1 protein-coding gene is annotated in these 749 nt (G+C 53.3%); it reads left to right on the plus strand.

Annotated elements, in window-relative coordinates; genetic code table 11:
• On the plus strand, positions 1-749 hold a 749-nt coding region (locus H5182_RS21985), incomplete at both ends, for an Ig-like domain-containing protein (protein ID WP_182760656.1).

Consider the following 749-nt stretch of genomic DNA (forward strand, 5'->3'; position numbering starts at 1 on the left):
TTGATGTCAGCAGCTTTAATAATGGCACGCTCACCGTCAGCGCCACACAAAGTGATGCGGCGGGTAACACCTCCAGTGCAGCCAGCACCTCAGTGATTTTAGATAACGCAGCACCGAATGCCTTGACGATAAGCACCCCGATTGAGGTTGATGGCCGGATCAATGCTGTAGAAGATGGCAGTGTATTGATCACCGGCTCTGGCGCAGAAGCTAATGCCAGTGTCAGTGTGACCATCAGCGATGGCGCGAATAACCAATCGCGCACCGTGACGGCCGATGGCGCAGGTACATGGACTATCAGTGGTAGTGAGTTTGATGTCAGCAGCTTTAATAATGGCACACTCACCGTCAGCGCCACACAAAGTGATGCGGCGGGTAACACCTCCAGTGCAACCAGCACCTCAGTGATTTTAGATAACGCAGCACCGAATGCCTTGACGATTGCCACCCCGATTGAGGTTGATGGCCGGATCAATGCTGTAGAAGATGGCAGTGTATTGATCACCGGCTCCGGGGCAGAAGCCAATGCCAGTGTCAGTGTAACTATCAGCGATGGCGCGAATAACTTATCACGTACTGTGACGGCCGATGGCTCTGGGGCATGGACTATCAGTGGTAGCGAGTTTGATGTCAGCAGCTTTAATAATGGCACGCTCACCGTCAGCGCCACACAAAGTGATGCGGCGGGTAACACCTCCAGTGCAGCCAGCACCTCAGTGATTTTAGATAACGCAGCACCGAATGCCTTG

The sequence above is a fragment of the Pseudoalteromonas sp. SG44-17 genome, assembly GCF_014164235.1.
Classification (GTDB): Bacteria; Pseudomonadota; Gammaproteobacteria; order Enterobacterales; family Alteromonadaceae; genus Pseudoalteromonas; species Pseudoalteromonas rhizosphaerae.